We start from the raw sequence: 22,122 nt of genomic DNA, 5'->3' as shown, positions 1-22,122 counted from the left end.
ATACACTTGCACCTGAACGTTTTGCAGTTTCCACAATTTTCTCAGCAGATTGATCAAGAATTCTATGATCATACGCTTTTAAACGGATACGAATTTTTTGTTTTGCCATTACTTTCCCTCCTTTTCGCCTATTTTCTAGACATTCTCCACGAAAATTTTCCGTACACTCGCCATGGCAAAGCGGCCGGGTGTGTCGGTAACCTCTCGCTTCATCGCAGTCAAAGACCAACTACAATATTGTACACAATAAAAAAAGATTTCGCAAGTGTTTTTACGAAATTCTTTTTAAATTACTAGTACACTTTATTTAATCAATGCTTCGACCTTTTTTAATACGTTTCCTAGTATATGAAATTCATCGCATAATTTCAAATAAAACGTTGTTGGAAATTGGTTCCACAAGAAAAAATGCTTTCATTTGTAGAGTGCTACTTTTCTTTCTACTATAGAAGAAACACAATTCCAAACCAACCAAAAACGATTAAAGGGATATTGTAACAAAGAAACGTCGGTACACAAGTATCCCAAATATGATTATGTTGTCCATCTACATTTAGACCTGCTGTAGGACCAAGTGTCGAGTCTGAAGCTGGTGAACCAGCATCACCTAAAGCACCTGCCGTTCCAATTAAAGCGATTGTCGCTAACGGACTTAATCCGAGTTCTAAAGCAAGTGGTACAAAAATGGCTGCAATAATTGGGATAGTAGCAAATGACGAACCTATTCCTATTGTCACAAATAAACCAATGATCAACATAATTAAAACTGCCAAACTTATATTATCCGAAAATAGGTCAGCTGACTTTGCTACTAGACTTTCAACATGTCCTGTAGCCGTAATTACTGCCGCAAATCCATTTGCCGATATCATGACGAAGCCAACAAACGCCATCATACGCATACCTTCTATTAATAAGTGATCAGCCTCTTGCCACTTTAAGGCGCCAGTTACGTAAAGGACAGTAATACCAGACAATGCTCCTGCTATCATTGAATCTGTTCCAACTTGAACGAATAAAGCCGCCAATAATGCAAATACGGTAAAAATAATATTGCTTATCCTCACATCGGCCTTTAGCTCTTCTACTTCGATGTCACCTTGCTGGTAGCTCCTAGGCTTACGATATAAAACAAAAGCGACCACTAACCCAAACACCATTCCCAGTGCTGGGATGACCATTGCACGCGGTATATCACTTAATGAAATTTTAAGTCCAGACAGCTCCATTTGAGTTGCGACAATTTGCTGATAAATTGCACCAAAGCCATATGGCAAAAACATATACGGTGTTATTAAACCAAATGCCAAGATACAAGCTATTAAACGACGATCCACTTGCAACATGTTTAAGATTTTTAAAATCGGTGGAACTAATAATGGAATAAAAGCGATATGAATCGGAATTAAGTTTTGTGAAAAAATAGCCATCATAAGTAACAATAAAAAGATTAGCCCCTTCGCTAACCCCTTCCTTTGAGAGTCCCCTTCCCTCTTCACAAGCTTCAAAATCGCTACTATTAGCAAATCCGGTATACCTGTCTTAGAGATAGCAACAGCAAAGCCTCCTAATAGTCCGTAGCTTAACGCTATAGCTGCACCAGCACCTAATCCACCTGTAAATGCCTCGATTGTATTTGAAACACTTAAACCAGCTGTGAGACCACCTACAAAAGCCCCCATCACCAGTGATATGACAACATTAATACGAAGTAAACTCAAAACTAACATAACACCAACCGCAATTAATACAGCATTCATACAATACGCTCACTTTCACACACTAGATTACTAACAGGATAGAGTTTAATATCATTTAGCATAAATGTCAATGAGAAAACCCTTTGCAATTAAAACAAAGGGTTTTTAACAATTTATAACGATTCATTTACAACTTTTCTATAATATCCAACAGACAGAAAAGCAAAGGCGGAATATAGAACGACATAAATACTCATTGTAATAATTAACGGTGCAACAAGTTCCGTACCAAAGAACATCCAACCGGACTTCACAGCAAAGTAACTATGTGCAAGGCCAATTACTAACGGGACACCAAAGTTAAAGAACTGTTTTGCATATATTCCTTTCATCAAATCCTTTTTAGAGAAGCCTATTTTTCGAAGGACAGTGTAAGATTCACGCTCTTCTTCCGCTTCTGTCATCTGTTTAAAGTATAAAATACTTCCCGTAGTCATTAAAAATGCTAACCCAAGAAAACCAGTGATAAAAATAACAAGGCCAAATACTTCTAGGTTTGATTGTCTAAAGGACTCTTGCGAATCAAGTGACACAACTTCTTTTGCACCTTCTGCATTTACGAATTCAAAAGATCCACCATTAGTCGTTTCTTCATAAAGTGATTGTACCTCTTTAATTTTTGTTCTATCTACTAGGTCAATCCCTGTTTGTTTAGTCCAAACAGTTTGCTTTTGTATAGCTGGATCATTTGCTAGTGAGTTAAATAGTTCATCTGTTACTACAAGGGCTGGACTACTAAATGTAACTTTATAACTTAGTAAAGACTTCTCCTCTAACTTTTTAATTTGAACAGTAATATCACCCGCACTTGTCATTATATGTACAGGCTTATTGACCTCAAAAGGCATAATTTCAACTAGCATTCCAGAATAACCTACTAAGTAACCTTCTCCATCTTTCAACTTGAAGTCCGTCATTATCTTTTGAACTTCACTATGTTTCATTATGATCGTTTCGGTCGATTTAGGATCGATCATCACACCTTCAGGTAATTCATTCTTAAGAAGCTCTGACATATCATGCTGTGCGGCAAGTATCGAGAAGTCAATTTGCTGATATTGTATCTTTTCATCACTTAAACGTTCCGTAAAGGATTGGCCTTGATCATTAAATAAGATGAAATCGTATGGAACACTCCTCTGCGCTGATGCCGCTGCTGAATAGTAAGAAATGTACGATAGAGACAAAATCGCTAACGCAATGGCCGATAAAACCGTTATGAGCGTGAGCGACTTCGCATTTCCTTTCATACGATGCATAATTGGTGTTAAGGATAAGACATCTACAATAGACAGACGCCCTCTTTTTTGTTTTCTAATGATGTTCATCAAAAACGAAACAGAAAAACGAAATAAAAAAAACGTCCCCCCGATAGTTGTCCCTAAAATAAGCATCATTCTAATAAATAAAATATTTACACTCGCGCTATTACCTTCAAACAGCTTCGTAGATAAATTATAGCCATATACAATAGATACTAAACCGATAAAACCAAGAAACATTTGAAATGCACTAAAGCGTTTCACTCGCGTATCTGTAGCCTTACTCGCATTAAATAAGCTAAGTAAAGATGTCCTACGAATCATAAAAGACGTTTGAATCAGTACAACAATTAATAGAATCGCAAACACGAGCAAAGTCATTTGAAGTGCTTGTATGGAGAATGAAATCGAAACTAATGCTTCTTTTTCTAAAATACGCAAAAGAATCATAGTGAATAAGCGAGATGTTAAAAATCCTACTCCTACCCCAATAATAATAGCACCCAACCATAATATTACGTTCTCTAATGCTAACAACCGAGTAACAAGCCTTTTAGACATTCCAATCAATTGATATAGACCAATTTCTTTACTACGCCTTCTCATAAAGAGATGGTTTGCATACAAAACAAAGAAAACAACGATAAATAACAATAAATACTGCGCCACTTTTAAGGAGGCAGCAATTTTAATACTTCCGGAAATGTTCTCCACACTCGGATTATACTGCAGCGTAATAAAAGAGAAATACAATGTCACACTAAAGATTAAAGCAAAGAAGTATAAATAATAATGTTTGATATTCTTTTTCATGCTTCGTAAAACCAACTGACTAAGCGTCATAACCATCACCACCAAGCACACCTTGTGTATTCATTATTTCATGGAAGAATACTTTCCGAGTCTTTTCACCTTTGTATAACTCCGTATATAATTGACCGTCTTTTAAAAATAGAACGCGGCTACAAAAACTTGCAGCTACAGGATCATGCGTCACCATCATAATTGTTACCTTCTTTTCCTGGTTAATCTTTTCTAGGTTACTTAGAAGAGCTGTTGCTGACTTAGAATCAAGTGCTCCAGTCGGCTCATCAGCAAAAACAATCGTTGGGTTAGTTATTAACGCTCTAGCTGCGGAAGTTCTTTGTTTTTGACCCCCGGAAATTTCATTTGGATATTTGTTTTGCAAATCTTTTATACCTAGTAATGAAGTAATTTCGTTAAACTGTGCTTCCGCATGCTTTTTTGATGTTTTCCCTATAGATAAAGGTAACAGTATATTTTCCTTCACAGTTAACGTATCAAGTAGATTATAATCTTGAAAGATGAAACCAAGCTTCTCTCTTCGGAAATTAGAAAGCTCCGTTTCTTTCATCTTCCTTAAATTACTTCCGTTTATCTCAATAACACCTTCTGTAGCATAATCAATCGAGCAAAGTACATTCAGTAAAGTAGTTTTACCCGATCCAGAAGGACCCATAATTCCAACAAACTCTCCCTCTTCTACTTCTAAATCAATACCTTTTAATACTTCTTGTGTATTTGCCTTTTTCCCATATACTTTCCTAATTTTACGTCCACTTAACAACGTCATCTTTAATCCCCCCATAACAAATAACTTAATACCTTTATTGTAAATTGTTTAGTTATCATTATCGTTTGTTTTACATGACAATCAGAAAAAGTAGATGACATTTTTGTCACCTACTTGTTATTTGAACAAACTCATTTTTAAGTGGGAACTTAAGTGAAAATACTGTCCCTACATTGACTTCGGATTGAACGTCAATAGAAATACCTAATTTTTCAGCCGCATTTTTAGCCAAGTATAAACCCATTCCTGTAGATGCTGTCCCGAGGCGACCGGTCGAACCTGTAAATGACTTATCAAATATGCGTGGCAAATCCGCTTTTGTAATGCCCACTCCTTCATCCTTCACATGTAATAGGATGTGACCAATTTCATCTTGAGCAACATGAATTCGAATTTCATTATCTTCTTCACTGTACTTTACTGCATTAGACAACAATTGACGAACTATAAAAGATAACCACTTTTGGTCTGTCAGCACTACTTCTTCTAAATTCTCTAGATCAAAACCTATTTTTTTCTCCATACACCATACCTGAAGCTCGCGAATTTCTTTATGTATAACATTTTGTAATATAACAGGTTCAATTCGATTATCCTTTTCCATAGTCGGCAACCTAGTCTGATGCAGTTGTTGATCTAAAAGTAAATGAACACGAAGCCAATTCAACTCTACTTTCTTCCGTAGAATAGGATTCTCTATAGTGTCTATCATTAATTTCATTGCTGTTAATGGTGTCTTTATTTCATGTATCCACGCCAATGTATCGTCATACTCCTCGGAAAATTGAACTTTTGTAAGATTTAACTCTTCTCTGCTTTTTATAACCACCACTTCTAATGCACATGTTATTTTTTGCTCAAAAGGAGAAGTTCCCTCTGGTATGCTTTCCCCAAAAATGAAAATATCCTTTTCTTGCTCATGTAAAACCTTTAATTTTCTCATATAACTAGTTTCTTTAAAAAATCTCCATATCAAAAAAACTAGAAATAGTATACCATTAACAGCGTTAATATATAGTACGGAAACATGGCTCAATGCAATATCTAAAGTTAGATTAATATTTATCCAAATCTGGAGCAGTATAAAGAAAAAGATCCACGCTTTACGTTCCTTCAAAAATAGTAGTAACAACGTTTACTCCTCCTTTTTAACCGCCATGTAACCTAATCCTTTTTTCGTTACAATTACCTCTTCTAACCCAATTTCTTCAAGTTTTAATCGAAGTCTATTTACGTTTACAGAAAGTGTATTGTCATTCACAAACCTCTCATCGTCCCATAACTTTCGCATAATATCATCTCTTGATACGATTTTGTCTACAGATTGGAGTAATACCCTTAAGATAAAAAGTTCATTTTTAGTAAGTTCAACAGTGCGTTCTTCCATTGTAATAACACTTCTTGAAAAATCGATAACCGAATTGTTCCAATGTGTAATATCTATTTGCTCGTCTCCATAGTCGTAAGTTCTACGGAGTATTGCTTGAACTTTTGCAACTAATACATCCATATGAAAAGGTTTTTGCACAAAATCATCTGCCCCCATTTGCATTGCCATTATCATATCCATCGGGTGATCACGGGAAGATAGAAAAATAATAGGCACTTTGGAAACACGTCTAATTTCTCTACACCAATGAAATCCATCAAAGGCAGGTAGCTGTATATCAATAATTACTAACTGTGGTTTATTTTCCGTAAATGTATGTAGTACATTTTGGAAGTTGTCTGGTCCAATTACGTCAAATGACCACTGGACGAATCGCTCTTTTATCATTTCAAAAATAGATTGGTCATCTTCTATTAACAATATCTTTGCGTTCATCGGTTTCACCTCTTACAACTAGTTTACACTATTTCCCCATACAAAAAACCCATCTCGTCGTCACAAGATGGGCTTCAAATCTATTGTATAAAATTATTTAGTAATAGTTGCTACTACTCCAGCACCTACAGTACGTCCACCCTCACGGATAGAGAACTTAGTACCTTCTTCAAGAGCGATTGGTGAGATTAGAGAAACGATCATTTCGATGTTATCTCCAGGCATAACCATTTCTACGCCTTCAGGTAAGTTACAAACTCCAGTTACGTCAGTTGTACGGAAGTAGAACTGTGGACGGTAGTTTGTGAAGAATGGAGTATGACGTCCACCCTCTTCTTTAGAAAGAACATAAACTTCAGCTTTGAAGTCTGTGTGTGGTGTAATTGTACCTGGTTTAGCTAAAACTTGACCACGTTGGATTTCTTCACGAGCAACCCCACGAAGAAGTGCACCAATGTTATCTCCAGCTTCTGCATAGTCAAGAAGTTTACGGAACATTTCAACACCTGTTACAGTTGTTGATTTTGCTTCTTCAACGATACCGATGATGTCTACAACGTCTCCAACTTTAACTACTCCACGCTCAACACGACCTGTAGCTACAGTACCACGACCAGTGATTGAGAATACATCCTCGATTGGCATCATGAATGGTTTGTCAGTTTGACGTTCTGGAGTTGGGATATAGCTATCAACAGCGTCCATTAATTCAAGAACTTTTTCTTCCCACTCTGGTTGTCCTTCAAGAGCTTTAAGAGCAGAACCTTTGATTACTGGAATGTCGTCGCCTGGGAATTCGTATTCAGAAAGAAGGTCACGAATTTCCATTTCAACTAATTCAAGAAGTTCTTCGTCATCTACCATGTCACATTTGTTCATGAATACAACAAGGTATGGAACACCTACTTGACGAGAAAGAAGAATGTGCTCACGAGTTTGTGGCATTGGACCATCAGCAGCAGATACTACTAGGATTCCGCCGTCCATTTGAGCTGCACCTGTGATCATGTTTTTAACATAGTCAGCATGTCCTGGGCAGTCTACGTGTGCGTAGTGACGAGTTTCAGTTTCATACTCAACGTGTGAAGTATTGATTGTGATACCGCGCTCTTTTTCTTCAGGAGCGTTATCGATTTGAGCGTAAGATTTTGCTTCTCCACCCATTTTTTTTGCAAGAACTGTTGCGATTGCAGCAGTTAGAGTTGTTTTACCATGGTCAACGTGTCCGATTGTACCAATATTAGCATGTGTTTTTGAACGGTCAAATTTAGCTTTAGCCATTAGAGATTGCCTCCTCAGTAATTGTATGTTTTTTTATGATAAGAGAATAAGGGGCGTACGTCCCCTTATCTCTTATGCACTATAAGTTAGTTATACTTGAAATAAGGTGAAATTTCAATTACTCACCTTTATTTTTTTTGATAATTTCTTCAGAAATTGATTTTGGAACATCTTCGTAGTGGTCAAACGTCATTGAGAATACTCCACGTCCTTGTGTGTTAGAACGTAAAGACGTTGCATATCCGAACATTTCAGCAAGTGGAACCATTGCACGAACTACTTGTGCATTACCACGTGCATCCATACCTTCAACGCGTCCACGACGAGATGTGATATCTCCCATGATGTCTCCTAAATATTCTTCAGGAATAACAACTTCCACTTTCATAAGTGGTTCAAGGATTACCGGATTTACTTTAGATACAGCATTTTTCAATGCCATAGATGCAGCGATTTTAAATGCCATCTCATTCGAGTCAACATCATGATATGATCCGTCGAATAATTTAGCTTTAATATCGATTAATGGATAACCAGCAAGTACACCATTGTTTAGAGAGTCACGAAGACCCGCTTCAACAGCTGGAATGTATTCGCGTGGAACTACCCCACCGACTACTGCGTTTTCAAATTCAAAGCCTTTTCCTTCTTCGTTTGGAGAGAATTCAATCCAAACGTGTCCGAATTGACCACGTCCACCAGATTGACGTACGAATTTACCTTCAACTTTTGCTGAAGAGCGGAAAGTTTCACGATAAGATACTTGAGGAGCACCTACGTTAGCTTCTACTTTAAATTCACGACGCATACGGTCAACTAAGATATCAAGGTGAAGTTCACCCATACCTGCGATAATAACTTGACCAGTTTCTTGGTCTGTATGAACGCGGAATGTTGGATCTTCTTCTGCTAATTTTACAAGAGCAGCACCCATTTTATCTTGGTCAGCTTTAGATTTTGGTTCAACTGATAAAGAAATAACTGGTTCTGGGAATTCCATAGACTCTAGAATTACTAGAGCTTTTTCATCACACAAAGTATCTCCAGTTGTTGTATCTTTCAAGCCTACAGCTGCAGCAATATCTCCAGCGTAAACTTGTGAGATTTCTTCACGAGAGTTAGCATGCATTTGTAGGATACGTCCTACGCGCTCACGCTTACCTTTAGTTGAGTTTTGAACGTACGAACCAGCTTGTAATGTACCAGAATATACACGGAAGAATGTTAATTTACCAACGTAAGGGTCAGTCATAACTTTAAATGCTAATGCAGAGAATGGTTCTGAATCGTCAGAATGACGTTCAATTTCATCATCAGAATTAGGATCGATTCCTTTCATTGCAGGAATATCAAGTGGTGATGGTAGGTATGCAACAACTGCGTCAAGAACTTTTTGAACACCTTTGTTTTTAAATGCAGTACCACATACTACTGGATAGAATTCTACGTTTAAAGTACCTTTACGGATACCGTTAACTAATTCTTCGTTCGTAATTTCTTCTCCACCAAGATATTTTTCCATTAAATCTTCATCAAGTTCAGCTACAGCTTCAACTAGCTTTTCACGATATTCTTCAGCTTGTGCCATGTATTCTTCAGGAATTTCCACTTCTTGAATGTCTGTTCCTAAGTCATTACCGTACACAGTTGCTTTCATCGTTACTAAGTCGATAATTCCAGAGAATTCATCTTCTGCACCGATTGGTAATTGAATTGGATGAGCGTTAGCTTGTAAGCGATCGTGTAGAGTTCCTACAGAATATAAGAAATCTGCACCCGTTTTATCCATTTTGTTAATGAAAACAATACGTGGTACGCCATAAGTTGTAGCTTGACGCCATACTGTTTCAGTTTGTGGTTCAACACCAGATTGAGCATCTAGTACTGTAACCGCACCATCAAGTACACGTAGTGAACGTTCAACTTCAACAGTGAAGTCTACGTGTCCAGGTGTATCGATGATATTTACACGGTGATTATCCCATGCAGCTGTTGTTGCAGCTGAAGTAATAGTGATCCCACGTTCTTGTTCTTGCTCCATCCAGTCCATCTGTGATGCACCTTCATGAGTTTCCCCGATTTTGTGGATTTTACCAGTGTAATAAAGAATACGCTCCGTAGTAGTCGTTTTACCAGCATCGATGTGAGCCATGATACCGATATTACGTGTTTTGTCTAAGGAGAACTCTCTAGCCATATTGTATTTCTCCTTCCATATTCGGATTAGAGTATGATTTTAGATTGATTTTAAAGAATAGCTTACCAACGATAGTGAGCGAATGCTTTATTAGCTTCTGCCATTTTATGCATATCTTCACGTTTTTTAACTGAAGCACCAGTGTTGTTAGATGCATCAAGAATTTCGTTAGCTAAACGTTCTTCCATCGTTTTTTCTCCACGAAGACGTGAATAGTTTACTAAGTAACGAAGACCTAGTGTTGAACGACGGTCAGGACGTACTTCAACCGGTACTTGATAGTTTGCACCACCAACACGACGAGCACGTACTTCTAGAACTGGCATTACATTATTTAGAGCAGCTTCAAATACTTCTAATGCATCTTTACCTGAACGTTCTTTAACAAGTTCGAACGCTCCGTATAGAATTTTTTGAGAAGTACCTCTTTTACCGTCAACCATCATTTTATTGATTAAACGAGTTACTAGTTTTGAATTATAAATTGGATCTGGTAACACGTCACGTTTGGAAACAGGACCTTTACGAGGCATGTGTTTTCCTCCTTTCGACGAATGTCAAATTATTAATTAAATTATTTCTTTTCTTTAGGGCGTTTTGCACCGTAAAGAGAACGACTTTGCATACGACCAGTAACACCAGCTGTATCAAGAGCACCACGTACGATATGATAACGTACCCCTGGTAAATCTTTTACTTTTCCTCCGCGGATAAGTACAACACTATGTTCTTGTAGGTTGTGTCCTTCTCCTGGAATATAAGCAGTAACCTCTAACGTATTTGTTAAACGTACACGCGCATATTTACGAAGTGCTGAGTTAGGTTTTTTCGGCGTCATAGTACCAACACGAGTACAAACCCCACGTTTTTGTGGAGAGTTAAGATTAGTACCAGCCTTTTTGAAGCTGTTATAACCTTTTCCTAGTGCTGGAGACTTTGATTTCGTGCTTTTGGATTGACGAGGCTTACGTACCAATTGGTTAATTGTAGGCATCGATTATTCCTCCCTTCATTTGATCTTTTTAATACCACACATCCAGGTGGTTCATTTTTTGGGTAAAAACAAAGTTTTTGTGATTCTCACAAAAACGGTTACACAGTAATAGCTACTACCGACGCGCCTAAGCGCAATCCACAAGCTTTACCAAGATCTATTTTAGACTCAACATAATGAATAAGAACATTGTTTTCTTGTGCTGTTAGTCGTGCTAGTTCAATGATTTTTTCATCTACGTCAAGTGCAATATAAACTTCTTTGACAAGCCCTATTTTCATCGCTTTTACTGCTTGCTTTGTACCTATGATTGTTTTTTGCGCTTGTTTTACTTTTTCATAAGACATTTTCATATCCTCCAAAGCTACAAGTCAGATAACTATCAACCTTAAATATGTTATCACTCATTGAAATAGCTGTCAATATAAATCATAAAAATAATAGGGAGACATTTTTTAACTTCTCCCTATTATTCAATTTTTTATTCGGCGCTTACTACTTCTTTTCCTTTATCTGCTTCATTATCAGTAATGCGGATTTGGCGATAACGTTGCATACCTGTACCAGCTGGAACTAGTTTACCGATAATTACGTTTTCTTTCAATCCTAATAATTCATCGCGTTTTCCTTTAATTGCTGCATCCGTCAAGACACGAGTTGTTTCTTGGAATGAAGCCGCAGATAAGAATGATTCTGTTTCAAGTGAAGCTTTTGTAATACCAAGAATTACTGGGCGACAAGTTGCCGGTATCTTACCTTGTAGAACCGCATCTCTATTCGCTTCAGCAAATTGATGAATATCAAGCAGTGATCCTGGAAGTAAATCCGTTTCACCAGCTTCAATAACACGAATTTTACGAAGCATTTGGCGAACCATTACTTCGATGTGTTTATCACCAATTTCTACCCCTTGCATACGATAAACTTTTTGTACTTCTTTCAATAAGTACACTTGAACAGTTGATACATCTTTTACTCTTAACAATTCTTTTGGATCTACAGAACCTTCCGTTAATACCTGTCCACGTTGAATCACATCGTTTAGTTGAACTTTTAAACGTGCATTATATGGTGGCAAATACTTACGTGTTTCTACTGCACCTTGAATTGTAATTTCTTTTTGGCCTTCTCTAATTTCTTCAATTTCAGTTACAGTACCTGCAATTTCTGAAATAGCAGCTTGCCCTTTTGGATTACGTGCTTCGAAAATTTCTTGGATACGCGGAAGACCTTGTGTAATATCGTCTCCAGCAACCCCACCTGTATGGAATGTACGCATCGTTAACTGCGTACCCGGTTCACCGATAGATTGAGCTGCAATAATACCTACTGCTTCTCCAACCTCAACAGTATCGCCAGTAGCTAAGTTTAAGCCGTAACATTTCTTACATACACCGTGTCTTGTATTACAAGTAAATGCTGAACGAATCGTTAACTCTTCAATACCAGCATCTTCAATAACACGAGCTACATCTTGTGTAATTAGTCCGTCTTTTTCTAAAATGACATCATTTGTAGTTGGATGGAAAATTGTTTTCTTCGTATGGCGACCAACAATACGCTCACCAAACTCTTCAATTACTTCCGTACCTTCCATAAGAGAACCAATTAGTAATCCACGGTCTGTTCCACAATCCTCTTCACGAACAATAACGTCTTGTGCTACATCTACTAGACGACGAGTTAAGTATCCTGAATCGGCTGTTTTAAGTGCAGTATCGGCAAGACCTTTACGAGCACCATGTGTTGAAATGAAGTACTCAAGAACAGTTAACCCTTCACGGAACGATGACTTAATCGGAAGTTCAATAATTCGACCAGCCGGATTGGCCATAAGTCCACGCATACCTGCAAGTTGAGTAAAGTTGGATGCATTACCACGGGCACCAGAGTCACTCATCATGAAGATCGGGTTCATGTTATCAAGAGTTTTCATCAGTTTCTCTTGAATTACTTCTTTTGCTTTACTCCAATGTCCGATTACGCTTGCATAGCGCTCTTCTTCCGTAATTAAACCACGGCGGAATTGTTTTAAAACTTTATCTACTTTACCTTGTGCTTCTTCTAGAATCTCGCCTTTGTCAGGAAGTACTACGATATCTGAAATACCTATTGTAATACCTGCTTTAGTAGAATATTTAAATCCTAGGGCTTTCATACGGTCAAGCATTTTAGACGTTTCAGTAATATGGAAATTCTTAAATACTTCTGCAATGATCTCTCCAAGGATTTTTTTCTTGAACGGTTGTACAAGATCCATAGAGTCAATATGTTTCTTCACATCTGTAGTTGTAGCTACAAAATAACTTTCTGGAGTTTCAACTTGTAAATTGAAGTCTGTTGGTTCATTAATATACGGGAACGTTTCTGGAAGTATTTCATTGAAAATGACTTTACCAACAGTAGTTAACAATAACATCTTGTTTTGTTCTTCCGTAAATGTTTGGTTATTAAGTGATGCTGCAGAAATTGCAATACGTGAATGTAAATGTACATGACCATTATTGTATGCAATTAGCACTTCGTTTGGACCGTAGAATGTTGTACCTTCTCCTGTTGCACCTTTACGCTCAAGTGTTAAGTAATAGTTTCCTAAAACCATATCTTGAGATGGTGTAACTACTGGTTTTCCATCTTTCGGGTTCAAAATGTTTTGTGCTGCAAGCATTAGTAAACGAGCTTCCGCTTGTGCTTCTGCTGATAAAGGAACGTGAACAGCCATTTGGTCACCATCAAAGTCAGCATTATATGCTGTACATACTAGAGGGTGAAGGCGAATTGCGCGACCTTCTACTAATGTTGGTTCGAATGCTTGGATACCAAGACGGTGAAGAGTAGGGGCACGGTTAAGTAAAACCGGATGCTCTCTAATTACATCTTCTAATACATCCCATACTTCAGCATGCATACGCTCAATTTTACGTTTTGCACTCTTAATGTTGTGGGCTAAACCACGTTCAACAAGTTCCTTCATAACAAATGGTTTAAATAGTTCAATTGCCATTTCTTTTGGAAGTCCACATTGATACATTTTCAAGTTTGGTCCTACTACGATAACGGAACGACCAGAGTAGTCGACACGTTTACCAAGTAGATTTTGACGGAAACGACCTTGCTTCCCTTTTAACATATGTGAAAGTGATTTCAACGGACGGTTACCCGGACCGGTTACCGGACGACCACGACGACCGTTATCAATCAAAGCATCAACAGCTTCTTGAAGCATACGTTTTTCATTTTGAACGATGATACTAGGAGCACCAAGATCCAATAGACGTTTTAAACGATTGTTACGATTAATAACACGACGATATAAATCATTTAGATCAGATGTAGCAAAACGTCCACCGTCCAACTGAACCATCGGACGTAATTCTGGAGGAATTACCGGTAGAACATCTAAAATCATCCAATCAGGTCTGTTCCCTGAATTACGGAAAGATTCTACGACTTCTAAACGTTTAATAGCACGTGTACGACGTTGCCCTTGAGCTGTTTTCAACTCTTCTTTTAATTGTTCTGTTTCACTTTCTAAATCAATTTCTGAAAGTAAACGTTTGATAGCTTCGGCACCCATCGCAGCCTGGAATTTAGTTCCAAACTTATCACGATAAGCACGGTATTCTTTTTCAGAAAGCAATTGCTTCTTTTCAAGAGGTGTGTCTGCTGGCTCTATTACTACATAAGAAGCAAAGTAAATTACTTCTTCTAGTGATCTTGGAGACATATCCAAAATCAGACCCATACGACTTGGGATACCTTTAAAATACCAAATATGCGATACCGGAGCTGCAAGTTCGATGTGACCCATTCGTTCACGACGTACTTTTGCACGTGTTACTTCTACTCCACAACGATCACATACAACACCTTTATAACGAACGCGTTTATATTTACCGCAATGACATTCCCAATCCTTTGTAGGACCAAAAATACGTTCACAGAATAAACCATCTTTTTCAGGTTTTAATGTACGATAATTAATTGTTTCAGGTTTTTTAACTTCCCCATAAGACCATGAACGGATTTTATCAGGTGAAGCTAAACCAATTTTCATATACTCAAAATTATTAACGTCTATCAAGGAGCCTACCTCCCTTTAGTCTTGTGTCTTTTAAAAGACTTTTCCAAGTAGCTCTGCATTATGCAATTTTATACGGAAATACGGACAGGCATCACCTGTCCGATTCTTATTGTTTAATCTAGAATTTGCTTAGGACCCTCTCGGTACCTTTCGCTATTCTTTATTCAACTGTTCCAACTGGTTCTTCCTCCGCTGTGATTGGTAAAATACCAAGTGCGTCAGCTGCAGGAATATCATCATCTTCATCTAAATCACGAAGCTCAATTTCTTCTTCGTCGATTGTTAACATTTTAACGTCCATACCTAAACTTTGTAGTTCCTTGATCAATACTTTGAATGATTCTGGAACACCTGGTTCTGGTACGCTTTCTCCTTTAACAATTGCTTCATATGTTTTCACACGTCCAACAACGTCATCGGATTTAACTGTTAAAATTTCTTGTAATGTATAAGCTGCACCATAAGCTTCAAGTGCCCATACTTCCATCTCTCCAAAACGTTGTCCGCCAAACTGCGCTTTACCTCCAAGAGGTTGTTGCGTAACTAGTGAATACGGTCCAGTAGACCTTGCATGTAACTTATCATCTACCATGTGGGCAAGTTTAATCATATACATAACACCAACAGAAACTCGGTTATCAAATGGTTCACCTGAGCGTCCGTCGTATAGAGTAGTTTTCCCATCACGGTCTAGACCTGCTTCTTCCATTGTAGACCAAACGTCTTCTTCATTTGCACCATCAAATACTGGTGATGCCATATGAACACCTAACAATTTTGCAGCCATACCTAAGTGCAGCTCCAATACTTGCCCAATATTCATACGAGAAGGTACACCTAGTGGATTTAACATGATATCTACTGGCGTTCCATCTGGAAGGAATGGCATATCTTCTTCTGGAAGGATACGCGAGATTACCCCTTTGTTACCATGTCGTCCGGCCATTTTATCCCCAACGGAGATTTTACGTTTTTGAACGATATAAGCACGAACTAATTGGTTAACGCCTGGAGATAATTCATCGCCATCTTCACGATTAAATACTTTAACATCTAATACAATACCACCAGCACCATGAGGTACACGTAGTGATGTATCGCGAACTTCACGAGCTTTTTCACCGAAAATCGCATGAAGTAGACGTTCTTCAGCAGTTAACTCAGTAACTCCTTTTGGTGTTACTTTACCAACTAAAATATCACCGTCTCTAACTTCTGCACCTATACGGATAATTCCACGATCATCTAAGTTGCGTAATGCATCTTCTCCGACGTTTGGAATGTCACGCGTAATTTCTTCCGGTCCAAGCTTCGTATCACGTGATTCTGATTCGTATTCTTCAATATGAACTGAAGTATACACATCATCTTTCACTAGACGCTCACTCATGATTACAGCATCCTCGTAGTTATATCCGTCCCATGTCATGAAGGCTACTAATACGTTACGACCTAACGCTAATTCACCTTGTTCCATAGAAGGACCATCTGCAAGAATATCAAGAGGTTCAACATAATCGCCAACTTTAACAATTGGACGTTGGTTAATAGATGTACCATGGTTTGAACGAACAAATTTCGAAATTTTGTATGATGTTAAATCGCCTTCAATATCTTTTCCGTCGACTTTTTCAATACGACGTACACGAATTTGTTTTGCTTCAACATGTTCAACTCTACCAGAGTACTTAGCGATAACAGCAGCACCAGAATCACGTGCATTTACATGTTCCATTCCAGTTCCTACGAAAGGAGCTTCTGGATTTAGTAAAGGAACAGCTTGACGTTGCATGTTCGCTCCCATTAGGGCACGGTTAGAGTCATCGTTTTCTAAGAACGGGATACATGCTGTTGCCGCAGATACTACTTGTTTCGGTGAAACGTCCATATAGTCAATTTGATCTTTTCTAAATACAGTGTTATCTCCACGGAAACGACCAACAACTTCTTCTTTTAAGAATTCACCTTCATCTGAAAGTGGAGAGTTAGCTTGCGCTACCACATAATTATCCTCTTCATCAGCAGTTAAGTAGTCGATACGCGAAGTAACAAGACCTGTTTCAGGGTCAACACGACGGTATGGAGTTTCGATAAATCCAAATTTATTCACTTTTGCAAAGCTAGATAGTGAGTTTATAAGTCCAATATTTGGTCCCTCAGGTGTTTCAATTGGACACATACGACCGTAATGTGAGTAATGAACGTCACGTACTTCAAATCCAGCACGCTCACGTGTTAAACCACCGGGTCCAAGTGCAGACAAACGACGTTTGTGCGTAAGTTCAGCAAGTGGGTTTGTTTGATCCATGAACTGAGATAATTGAGAACTACCAAAGAATTCTTTAATAGACGCAATTACAGGACGGATATTGATCAATTGTTGTGGAACGATTGCTTGTGTGTCGTTAATAGACATACGCTCACGAACTACACGCTCCATACGAGAAAGACCTATACGGAATTGATTTTGTAATAATTCCCCTACTGAACGTAAACGACGGTTTCCTAGATGATCGATATCATCTGTGTTTCCAACGTTGTATAGTAGGTTGAAGAAGTAGCCGATAGAAGAAATAATATCAGCAGGCGTAATGTTTTTAACTTCTGTTTCTACATACGCATTACTAATAACATTAATTTCTTTTTGCTCTTCATTGTTTGGAGCGAAAATTTTAATCGATTGAATAGTAACGTTGTCATCTAAAACACCACCAACTTGAGATAATGTTTTAAACCCAATACCATTTTCCAAGTGTGGAATTAGTCGATCAAGCACTCGACGATCAATAAGTGTACCTGCTTCTACTAAAATTTCACCTGTTTCTGGATCTATTAGCGTTTCCGCTACTGTTTGGTTAAACAAACGGTTTTTAATATCCAATTTTTTGTTCATTTTGTAACGACCAACATTCGCTAAATCATAGCGTTTTGGATCGAAGAATCGAGAATAAAGTAAGCTCTTCGCACTTTCAACTGTTGGTGGTTCACCTGGGCGTAGACGCTCGTAGATTTCAAGTAACGCTTTTTCAGCAGTTTCTGTATTATCTTTTTCTAGCGTATTACGTAGGTATTCATTATCACCGATTAGTTCGATGATTTCTTGATCTGATCCAAAGCCTAATGCACGAAGTAAAACAGTAACTGGTAATTTACGAGTGCGGTCGATACGAACGTATACTACGTCTTTTGCATCGATTTCATATTCTAGCCAAGCACCGCGGTTTGGAATTACCGTAGCTCCAAAACCTTTTTTACCGTTTTTGTCTGTTTTGTCATGGAAGTAAACACTTGGTGAACGGACTAACTGAGATACGATAACGCGCTCAGCACCATTGATAACGAAAGTACCTGTTTCCGTCATTAGTGGGAAATCACCCATAAAGACGTCTTGTTCTTTCACTTCAGCCGTTTCTTTGTTGTGGAGACGTACTTTTACGCGTAGTGGTGCTGCGTAAGTTGTGTCACGTTCTTTTGATTCATCGACCGAATACTTCGGTTCATTTAAACTATAGTCGACAAATTCAAGTGATAGATTGCCTGTAAAGTCCTCGATTGGTGAAATGTCTCGGAACATTTCACGTAATCCTTCCTCCAGGAACCATTCGTAAGATACTGTTTGAATTTCGATTAAATTCGGAAGTTCAAGCACCTCACTAATACGCGCAAAGCTTCTGCGTTGGCGGTGTTGTCCGTACTGAACTAGTTGACCTGTCAACTCATTCACCCCTCAATAAAGCGATAATAGGTCTTTCCCATATCAACAAATTAGTGTATGATATCGAAAAGACAAAAAGAAAACGAGTTCTATTATAAGAGCTCATTTTTGATTAACCAAACTTTTCTTTCGGCCAGTATACCCTTATTTGTTGCCTTTATTCAAAAGGGCATAAGTCCTCAAAATAATATTTTTGCATTTTATTATAATATCATAGCGATTTTGTCAAGTCAATCTTTGTAGCTTTGATAATCCAATAACCTCTAGCTTTATCTACCACATCAACTTGACCAAAAATCTCTTCTAAATAACTAAAAGTTGATGGTGCCCCTTGTTTCTTTTGAATCACAACCCACAATTCTCCCTTTGAAACTAACTTTTCATAGGATTCATTATAGAAACGAAAAATAGTTTCTTTCCCAGCGCGAATCGGTGGATTAGTTATAATAGCCGCAAAGTTCGCAGTGTCAACCGCTGACAATCCATCACTTTCATAGATTCGTACATTTTGTATCCCGTTAGCAGCAGCATTTTTTTCTGCAAGTTGGATTGCACGTGTGTTAACATCTACCAAATGAACTGTTCTTTTCTCATTTGCTTTTGCAATAGAAAGACCTATCGGCCCATATCCACAGCCTATATCTAAAATTGAACCTTCTAGATCCGGCGCTTCAAAAGCATCGATTAATACACGGGAGCCAAAATCTACTTCGCTCTTACTAAATACACCTGCATCTGTTTCAAACCGGAAATTGTGCCCGAGCAACGTAAAATTCCAATGACGCGGTTTACTTTCCGTTTGAGGTTTCCTAGAGTAATAATGATCAGACACCAAATCACCCTCCGCAATACATACGAAGAAAAGCCCGTCGTTTACAGACGAGCTTTTTTCTTCGAATTGTACAAAATTACTTAACTTCTACGCCTGCGCCAACTTCTTCAAGTTGTGCTTTGAAAGCTTCTGCTTCGTCTTTAGAAACGCCTTCTTTAAGAGCTTTAGGAGCGTTGTCAACTAATTCTTTAGCTTCTTTCAATCCAAGACCAGTGATTTCACGAACCACTTTGATTACTTTGATTTTTTGATCTCCAGCAGATGCAAGGATTACGTCAAAATCAGTTTTTTCTTCAGCAGCAGCAGCTCCGCCACCAGCAGCCATTGCCATTGGAGCAGCAGCAGTAACACCGAATTCTTCTTCAATTGCTTTTACTAAGTCGTTTAATTCAAGAACTGTCATTGATTTGATAGCTTCTAAGATTTGTTCGTTATTCATTATATTTTCCTCCTATTATGGATAATTTAGGCTATTAGCCTTTTAGTTGTGTTTAAGCCGCGTAATAAATTATGCGCCTTGTTCTTCTTTTTGTTCTGCAACAGCTTTTGTTGCAAGCGCAAAGTTGCGCATTGGAGCTTGAAGTACTGAAAGAAGCATTGAAAGTAGTCCTTCGCGTGATGGAAGTTCTGCTAATGCTTTCACATCTTCAGCAGATGCTACAGTTCCTTCGATGATTCCAGCTTTAATTTCTAAATGTTCGTGCTTTTTAGCAAAATCATTAATGATTTTTGCAGGTGCAACTACATCTTCGTTAGAAAATGCAACTGCGTTTGGACCAATAAGATGTTCATTGATCCCGTCAACTCCAGCAATTTCAGTAGCACGGCGTGTAAGTGAGTTTTTGTAAACTTTGAACTCAACACCAGCTTCACGAAGTTGTTTACGTAATTCAGTTACTTGCGTAACGTTTAAACCACGGTAGTCAACTACTACTACAGACGCAGCAGCTTTAAACTTTTCTGCAATTTCTAGAACTTGCACTTTTTTTGTTTCAATTGCATTGCTCATCTTGGCACCTCCTATAAGATTGGCCATTTATACCGACAAAAGAAAGCCTCTGATCTACGAGTAGACACAGAGGCAGAAAGTCATCATCTAATAAGAATCTGATTTTGCTTGTCCTCGGTAGGGAATTAAGTGATAAATCACTCCTACTGTCTTCGGTACAAATGTATATTTAACAACAAAGGTCATTTTAACAAATAAACCTTCAATTGTCAACAATTTATTTTATTGTTACGCTTTTACACTTTGAGCGTCCACTTTAACAGCAGGACCCATTGTAGTTGTAACGTTTACTGACTTCATGTAAGTTCCTTTTGAAGAAGCTGGTTTAGCTTTTTGAACAACTTCAAATACAGCTAAGAAGTTCTCTACTAATTTTTCATCTTCGAAAGATACTTTCCCGATAGGCGCATGAATAATACCAGTTTTATCAGCGCGGTATTCTACCTTACCAGCTTTGATTTCTGCTACTGCTTTCGTTACATCAAATGTAACAGTACCTGTTTTCGGGTTTGGCATTAAGCCTTTAGGTCCAAGAACACGACCGATTTTACCAACTTCACCCATCATGTCTGGAGTAGCTACGATTACATCGAAGTCAAACCACCCTTGTTGGATTTTAGTGATATATTCTGAATCACCTGCATAGTCTGCACCAGCAGCTTCTGCTTCTTTAAGTTTTTCACCTTTAGCGAATACTAATACGCGTTGAGTTTTACCAGTTCCATTTGGAAGCACAACTGCCCCACGGATTTGTTGGTCATTTTTACGAGTATCGATTCCTAAACGGAATGCTACTTCTACAGTTGCATCAAAGTTTGCTGTGCTTGTTTTTTTCGCAAGCTCGATTGCTTCTTTAGCCGAATATAGTACGTTAGCATCGATTAATTTTGAAGCTTCTTGTAATTTTTTACCTGTTTTAGCCATTTGAAATATCCTCCTTGATAGTGGTTTTAGCGGAATAAACCTCCCACGCGTAAAGGTTGTAGTTATCCTAAGAACAACCACAACCTCCCAAAAAACAAATGCATCATATCAAAATGCACATTAAGTATTAGTCTTCGATCGTAATACCCATGCTACGTGCAGTACCTTCAACCATTAACATAGCTGCTTCAACAGTTGCTGCGTTTAGATCTGGCATTTTTTGTTCTGCAATTTCGCGAACTGTTTCACGTTTCACCGTTGCCACTTTTACGCGGTTCGGTTCACCTGATCCAGATTTAATACCAGCTGCTACTTTAAGTAACACTGCTGCCGGAGGAGTTTTTGTAATGAATGTAAAAGAACGATCTTCAAATACAGAAATTTCAACCGGAATGATTAGACCTGCTTGATCAGCAGTACGTGCGTTGAACTCCTTACAGAATCCCATGATGTTAACACCTGCTTGACCCAATGCTGGACCAACCGGCGGTGCTGGATTTGCTTTACCAGCAGGAATTTGTAATTTAACAACTTTAATCACTTTTTTAGCCACGAGACACACCTCCTTAAGTCCGTGATGTGGTAATTGGGTTGCCCCTCCCACTCAAATATCTGTCTCTCAGCTCTGCGCTGATAACATTATAA

At 38.2% G+C, this 22,122-nt stretch carries 18 protein-coding genes and 1 other annotated feature; all 18 genes read right to left on the bottom strand.

Translation table 11 applies throughout. From position 1 onward, the window contains the following. Positions 1-109: 30S ribosomal protein S10 (locus tag RUH95_RS10870; RefSeq protein ID WP_313892895.1), on the bottom strand; the 109-nt coding region annotated here is incomplete at its 3' end. Positions 110-443: 334 nt separating this feature from the next. Beyond that, positions 444-1,760: a Na+/H+ antiporter family protein gene (locus RUH95_RS10865; protein WP_313892886.1), complete on the bottom strand. Its 1,317-nt coding sequence runs from the start codon at positions 1,758-1,760 to the stop codon at positions 444-446. Between the two features lie 113 nt (positions 1,761-1,873). Next, a complete protein-coding gene (locus tag RUH95_RS10860; protein ID WP_483880132.1) occupies positions 1,874-3,865 on the bottom strand; it encodes an FtsX-like permease family protein in 1,992 nt (663 codons plus the stop codon). Then, positions 3,855-4,616 (bottom strand): ABC transporter ATP-binding protein, encoded by a 762-nt coding sequence (locus RUH95_RS10855; protein WP_313892885.1) that lies wholly within the window; start codon positions 4,614-4,616, stop codon positions 3,855-3,857. Before RUH95_RS10855 ends, RUH95_RS10860 begins: the two co-directional genes overlap by 11 nt. A 106-nt stretch (positions 4,617-4,722) precedes the next feature. After that, positions 4,723-5,748 carry a sensor histidine kinase gene (locus RUH95_RS10850; protein WP_313892884.1) on the bottom strand — a complete coding sequence of 342 codons (1,026 nt, stop codon included), beginning with the start codon at positions 5,746-5,748 and terminating at the stop codon, positions 4,723-4,725. A 3-nt stretch (positions 5,749-5,751) separates the two neighbouring features. Then, positions 5,752-6,441 (bottom strand): response regulator transcription factor, encoded by a 690-nt coding sequence (locus RUH95_RS10845; protein ID WP_313892883.1) that lies wholly within the window; start codon positions 6,439-6,441, stop codon positions 5,752-5,754. Positions 6,442-6,534: 93 nt separating this feature from the next. Further along, a complete protein-coding gene (gene tuf, locus RUH95_RS10840) occupies positions 6,535-7,722 on the bottom strand; it encodes an elongation factor Tu (protein ID WP_313892882.1) in 1,188 nt (395 codons plus the stop codon). Positions 7,723-7,840: 118 nt separating this feature from the next. Then, positions 7,841-9,919 carry an elongation factor G gene (gene fusA / locus RUH95_RS10835; protein WP_313892881.1) on the bottom strand — a complete coding sequence of 693 codons (2,079 nt, stop codon included), beginning with the start codon at positions 9,917-9,919 and terminating at the stop codon, positions 7,841-7,843. A gap of 62 nt (positions 9,920-9,981) precedes the next feature. Further along, complete coding sequence (gene rpsG / locus RUH95_RS10830) at positions 9,982-10,452, bottom strand: 30S ribosomal protein S7 (RefSeq protein ID WP_090567783.1); 471 nt, start codon at positions 10,450-10,452, stop codon at positions 9,982-9,984. 41 nt (positions 10,453-10,493) lie between these two features. Then, positions 10,494-10,913 (bottom strand): 30S ribosomal protein S12, encoded by a 420-nt coding sequence (rpsL, locus tag RUH95_RS10825; protein WP_090567780.1) that lies wholly within the window; start codon positions 10,911-10,913, stop codon positions 10,494-10,496. 98 nt (positions 10,914-11,011) lie between these two features. Beyond that, entirely contained in the window at positions 11,012-11,260 is a 249-nt protein-coding gene (locus RUH95_RS10820; RefSeq protein WP_313892880.1) for a ribosomal L7Ae/L30e/S12e/Gadd45 family protein, read from the bottom strand. A 134-nt stretch (positions 11,261-11,394) separates the two neighbouring features. Next, complete coding sequence (gene rpoC / locus RUH95_RS10815; RefSeq protein ID WP_313892879.1) at positions 11,395-14,997, bottom strand: DNA-directed RNA polymerase subunit beta'; 3,603 nt, start codon at positions 14,995-14,997, stop codon at positions 11,395-11,397. Between the two features lie 160 nt (positions 14,998-15,157). Beyond that, on the bottom strand, positions 15,158-18,712 hold the full coding sequence (rpoB, locus tag RUH95_RS10810) for a DNA-directed RNA polymerase subunit beta (RefSeq protein WP_313892878.1): 3,555 nt from the start codon (positions 18,710-18,712) through the stop codon (positions 15,158-15,160). Between the two features lie 211 nt (positions 18,713-18,923). Continuing rightward, positions 18,924-19,544, bottom strand: a complete 621-nt coding sequence (locus RUH95_RS10805) for a class I SAM-dependent methyltransferase (RefSeq protein WP_090567764.1) — start codon at positions 19,542-19,544, stop codon at positions 18,924-18,926. 76 nt (positions 19,545-19,620) lie between these two features. After that, positions 19,621-19,983 (bottom strand): 50S ribosomal protein L7/L12, encoded by a 363-nt coding sequence (gene rplL / locus RUH95_RS10800; protein ID WP_090567761.1) that lies wholly within the window; start codon positions 19,981-19,983, stop codon positions 19,621-19,623. 69 nt (positions 19,984-20,052) lie between these two features. Beyond that, on the bottom strand, positions 20,053-20,553 hold the full coding sequence (gene rplJ / locus RUH95_RS10795; protein WP_313892877.1) for a 50S ribosomal protein L10: 501 nt from the start codon (positions 20,551-20,553) through the stop codon (positions 20,053-20,055). A 30-nt stretch (positions 20,554-20,583) separates the two neighbouring features. After that, positions 20,584-20,727 (bottom strand) — a sequence feature (ribosomal protein L10 leader region). Positions 20,728-20,781: 54 nt separating this feature from the next. Next, positions 20,782-21,477 carry a 50S ribosomal protein L1 gene (rplA, locus tag RUH95_RS10790; protein ID WP_313892876.1) on the bottom strand — a complete coding sequence of 232 codons (696 nt, stop codon included), beginning with the start codon at positions 21,475-21,477 and terminating at the stop codon, positions 20,782-20,784. A 127-nt stretch (positions 21,478-21,604) separates the two neighbouring features. Next, complete coding sequence (rplK, locus tag RUH95_RS10785) at positions 21,605-22,030, bottom strand: 50S ribosomal protein L11 (protein WP_313892875.1); 426 nt, start codon at positions 22,028-22,030, stop codon at positions 21,605-21,607. Positions 22,031-22,122 lie beyond the last annotated feature (92 nt).

This window comes from Psychrobacillus sp. (assembly GCF_032154225.1).
Classification (GTDB): Bacteria; Bacillota; Bacilli; order Bacillales_A; family Planococcaceae; genus Psychrobacillus.
The sequence above is the reverse complement of the archived record's forward strand: the minus strand, read 5'-3'. Positions and strand labels throughout refer to the sequence as shown.

What these genes read in the sequence shown, in the direction of transcription:
- RUH95_RS10865 (WP_313892886.1), bottom strand. Translation starts at nt 1,760, where the DNA reads ATGAATGCTGTATTAATTGCGGTTGGTGTTATGTTAGTTTTGAGTTTA.
- RUH95_RS10860 (WP_483880132.1), bottom strand. Translation starts at nt 3,865, where the DNA reads ATGACGCTTAGTCAGTTGGTTTTACGAAGCATGAAAAAGAATATCAAA.
- RUH95_RS10855 (WP_313892885.1), bottom strand. Translation starts at nt 4,616, where the DNA reads ATGACGTTGTTAAGTGGACGTAAAATTAGGAAAGTATATGGGAAAAAG.
- RUH95_RS10845 (WP_313892883.1), bottom strand. Translation starts at nt 6,441, where the DNA reads ATGAACGCAAAGATATTGTTAATAGAAGATGACCAATCTATTTTTGAA.
- tuf (WP_313892882.1), bottom strand. Translation starts at nt 7,722, where the DNA reads ATGGCTAAAGCTAAATTTGACCGTTCAAAAACACATGCTAATATTGGT.
- fusA (WP_313892881.1), bottom strand. Translation starts at nt 9,919, where the DNA reads ATGGCTAGAGAGTTCTCCTTAGACAAAACACGTAATATCGGTATCATG.
- rpsG (WP_090567783.1), bottom strand. Translation starts at nt 10,452, where the DNA reads ATGCCTCGTAAAGGTCCTGTTTCCAAACGTGACGTGTTACCAGATCCA.
- rpsL (WP_090567780.1), bottom strand. Translation starts at nt 10,913, where the DNA reads ATGCCTACAATTAACCAATTGGTACGTAAGCCTCGTCAATCCAAAAGC.
- RUH95_RS10820 (WP_313892880.1), bottom strand. Translation starts at nt 11,260, where the DNA reads ATGTCTTATGAAAAAGTAAAACAAGCGCAAAAAACAATCATAGGTACA.
- rplL (WP_090567761.1), bottom strand. Translation starts at nt 19,983, where the DNA reads ATGAATAACGAACAAATCTTAGAAGCTATCAAATCAATGACAGTTCTT.
- rplJ (WP_313892877.1), bottom strand. Translation starts at nt 20,553, where the DNA reads ATGAGCAATGCAATTGAAACAAAAAAAGTGCAAGTTCTAGAAATTGCA.
- rplA (WP_313892876.1), bottom strand. Translation starts at nt 21,477, where the DNA reads ATGGCTAAAACAGGTAAAAAATTACAAGAAGCTTCAAAATTAATCGAT.